A 3933-nucleotide genomic window follows, 5' to 3' on the forward strand; every position below is an offset into this window, starting at 1 on the left:
TAGTCCCAAATTTTGCATAGCAGAATTTCGCAGCGTGCTATAAATTTTATGCGCCCCGAAATTTTGAAATTTTGTTTTGCACAAATACAGCGAGCTACAAAATTCCGCCAGGCGAATAAACCATACCGCTGCAAATTTTACATTTTTAAAATTCCCGTGCTCCTAAGCCTTTGATCGCTCGCCGTTTATTTTAAAGCCGGCGGAAGCTCAAACAAACTAAAGCTCATTTGAGCCGGGAATTTCGGATAAATTTAAATTTACGCACTAGAGTCTAAGCAATCGATCCAATAAGCGACGATTTAAAACGTTACCTCCCAGTTAAATCTAAAATTTCTGCGCGGCGCGTAAAACCTGCCGATGCCCGCACCCGTCGCCTGATCGATCATATTGACCGTTCCGAAAGCCCTGATCGAGCGGGCGCTATCCCAAGTGATATATTTGGCGTTGGTTAGGTTGTAAACGCCTAGACTAAAGTTAAAATTTTTTTGCGGCTTTGCATAAGCAATAACGTCCACTACCGTATAATCACCGCTTCGCCAACCTTTGGTATTATCGGTTACGGGCTCTCCGTTTACTATAGAAGCATCGATGTGCCCCCAATATGGATCCGTTCTTTCGACTTGGCTTTTCCAATACATATTGTAGGTATCTTTGCGCTTCTTGGCTCCTACGTCAGTTATGAAAAGATCAATGCCATATTTGTCGCCGGGCGTAGAATAGCCGATATTATAGACGGAAGTAGGCGGTTGGATCGCATTCATCGGCACCTCTTCGCCCCTACTGCATCCGGAGTTTGAATCATTGGCGTTTGAGCCGTTGCTGGCGCACGACATTCTGCCTTTTTGTCTGCTGTATTTATATCCCAGCCTAAATCCCTCCAGGCTCTCCGATACATCGCCGAGCTCCAGATGGGTATTTATCTCAAATCCATGCACTTTGGCGCTATCTCGGTTTACATTTTGATAAAACGGATACGGTATCTGCTGATCTACGACTTGTAAATTTCCCAAAAATTCAAGATCGATAAAATTTTTATAATCCGTCTTAAAAACATCAAAAGTTATGTGGCCTCTCTCGCTATAAAAAGTAAGAGCGATCTCTTTCGTCCTTGCGATTTCTGGTTCTAAAAATATATTAGGACGGATCGAAAAATCAGGATGTTTAAAGGTCATATACGCTTCGTCTGATGTCGGAGCGCGGAAACCTTTAGAACTTTTTAGCTGTATTCTTATCCAATCCAGCGGATCTAAATTTAGACCTAGTTTATATGAGCCGCTTTTGTATTCCTTCTCTCTTAGCAGGAATTTTAAATTTTGCTGATAATTTTCCTCTCCATAAGGAGTGTAGTAACCATGTATTCCGTCATAGGGGTTGTAAGGATACGGCACCCACAAACCGGTTATGATGCCTCTGGGCACTTCGGGATAGCCGGTATATTTCGGTTTATGCTTTACCTTGTCGTAGCGATAGCCAAGATCAAAGCCTACATATTTGGTTATTTGAATTTCATCTCCGATATAGCTTGCCGTAGTCGTAGTTTGTACCGGGATCAGATAGGTGCTCACCGCAGTGGTATTGCTTCTTAGATTGCCATTCATATGCCAATCTGGATTTGGCACATTATTTACATTACCGAAAAATATACTATCCCACCATTGTGAATTGCCTGCATAAAACCCGTCTTTGTTCGTCATCGATTTATCGGTCTTATCTAAAAGTCCGCCGTATGATATGGAATTATCGATGATGTTAAATAGGCTAAGCTCTTTCTCAAAATCCAAATTTAATTGTTGCGTTTCGGTATCCAGTGTCCTATCGGTATATTGTATGGAATTATAGCCGTCCGTTCCTGGAGTTAAAAAAGATAATTTATGGTATTTTGTTCCATCATCTGCATCGCTAGAATCTCTTTTTATGGTTCCGTAAGTTCTTCCGTCGGGAAGAGTATGTTTTTCCAGCTCTCTTTCTACGAGTTCATAATTATAATTCCAAGTATTCCCATCGTATGTTTCTTTTAATACTTTAAATTTTTTATTGCAATCTATTTTGGAGCAATCTACATAAGTTGAATGATAAACATCTCCCCACATGTCAATTGCGGATCCAAGATGTGCTTTATAATCGTCGTTAAGCCTAAGCACATTACCCGAGCCATCTCTTACGATATAAGCTTCCTCCGCTACATCCCCAGGATCGACGCTTATAGGTCTATTATTTTTATCTACTAGATTATGCGTACCGGAGCTCGAGTCTAAATGCATTCCCGATGGATTTTGTGTTTGCTGGCAGGCGCTTCCTTGGCAGCCCTCTCTATTGATCGCGCGATTTTTAATGTTTTGCTTCGAGTATGAAATTTTAACGTGATCCCAAAGCGGCGTCTCGCTGAAATTTTCGTAGCTGAATTGCACGTTTCTTCGATCGGAGCTGTCGTGGTTCGTCCTGCTTCCGTATCGTTCCGGAGCGCCCGGGCGACTGCCGAGCCTGAGCGTGTAAGATAGGTCTTCGCCGTCGGAATTGAGCTTTGAGTTATCCACCGCAACGGAAAATCTATTCTCGTCGCCGGGTTGAAATCCAACCTTTACGAGCGTGCTTTTTTTGGTTATGGTATAAGGGTCTGCTTTTTCGCGAGTTTTACCTATGTGAAGTTTGTCCTCTTTACTATCATATATGTCGTAGAAATAGTTTTTTCTTTCATGACCGTGTCTATCGGTGTTTATAACCAAAAGATCAAACCAGCCGTATCTAGCCGCACCGGTGAAGGAGTGAAAATTTTGGCTATCGACGCTTTGATAGCCCTGTTTAAAACCGAAATGATAGTTCTTTTCCGTCAAGAAATCCCTGGCGTCTTTGGTTTCAAACATAACCGATCCGCCGAGTGCGCCGCTTCCCGCTTTTATGGAATCGGCTCCTTTGGTGATATTGGCCGTTTTGACATTTTCCATCTCTACGCCGTTTCTTGTGTTATTAAAATTTCCATACCCCTCAAAGAGGTCTTTAAAGCCCTGCGAGCTTAGAGTCTCCGCTTGACGAAGCCCGTCCACCGTGATAGCCACGCGGTTTTCGTCCACGCCGCGAACGGCGTATCCGCTAGCGCCGAATCTGCCCGTCTCGACCGCTGTGATACCCGTTTGGTATCGCACCAAGTCTCTACTATCGGTGATCTGCTGCTTCTTGATAGTCTGCGCGGTAGTTTTAGTTTCGCCGACCTTTTGCTCGGCTACGCTTTGCGAATCGACATTGCCCGTTACCTGAATAGTTCCTAATTCTTGCGAATTTGCCTGATCTTCCGCATAAAGCCCGCCGCACAAGAGCAGCGAGGCATAGACGCACACAGAGATCCTCTAGACATTCATTCTTCCTTTTAAATGATTATAGAATTGATTATTAACGCGGCGAATAATAATACAAAGATTTTTAATGTTTAATTAAATTGCAGTTTAAATTTAGGGATAAATTTTAAATGCTTGAAATTTTGATTTTTTAAGAAGTATAAAATTTTGAATAGGTCAAAAAATACGTAATAGGTGCATTTTAAGCTTTAATATAGCGCTAAATTTTGCAAAGCGTTTTTGAAACGGCTAGCAAAAATACTGAAAATTATAAAAGGGCGAATGATAATAAAGCGCATTTTATAATATGTAGCGTGCTTTTAAAATTACGATATTTTGTCGGTAATTTTAAAATTTTATACCCAATCGCTGCGTTATAAATTTAGGATCTTAATTGATTGTCGCCTCGCGAGATTTATTAGTAGGTTTATTTATCAGCGCCGAAATAGGGCATAAATTTTGTTTGGTAAAATTTAGATCGTGCTATAAATTTTATGCGCCGCGAAATTTTGAAATTTCGTTTTGCACAAATACAGCGAGCGGTAAAATCCCACCACATAAATAAACCATATCACTACGTTGCGGGCATTGATAATCTACTCGT

The 3933-nt window shown here is 41.5% G+C and carries 1 protein-coding gene; it reads right to left on the minus strand.

Annotated features, from left to right (window positions below):
- Window positions 1-299: 299 nt before the first annotated feature.
- The gene (locus tag Q0257_RS06375) at window positions 300-3332 is read right to left on the minus strand and encodes a TonB-dependent hemoglobin/transferrin/lactoferrin family receptor (protein WP_298023043.1); all 3033 of its coding nucleotides are present in this window, start codon (window positions 3330-3332) and stop codon (window positions 300-302) included.
- Between the last annotated feature and the right edge of the window lie 601 nt (window positions 3333-3933).

The sequence above is a fragment of the uncultured Campylobacter sp. genome, from assembly GCF_938018035.1.
In the GTDB taxonomy this organism is placed as follows: domain Bacteria; phylum Campylobacterota; class Campylobacteria; order Campylobacterales; family Campylobacteraceae; genus Campylobacter_B.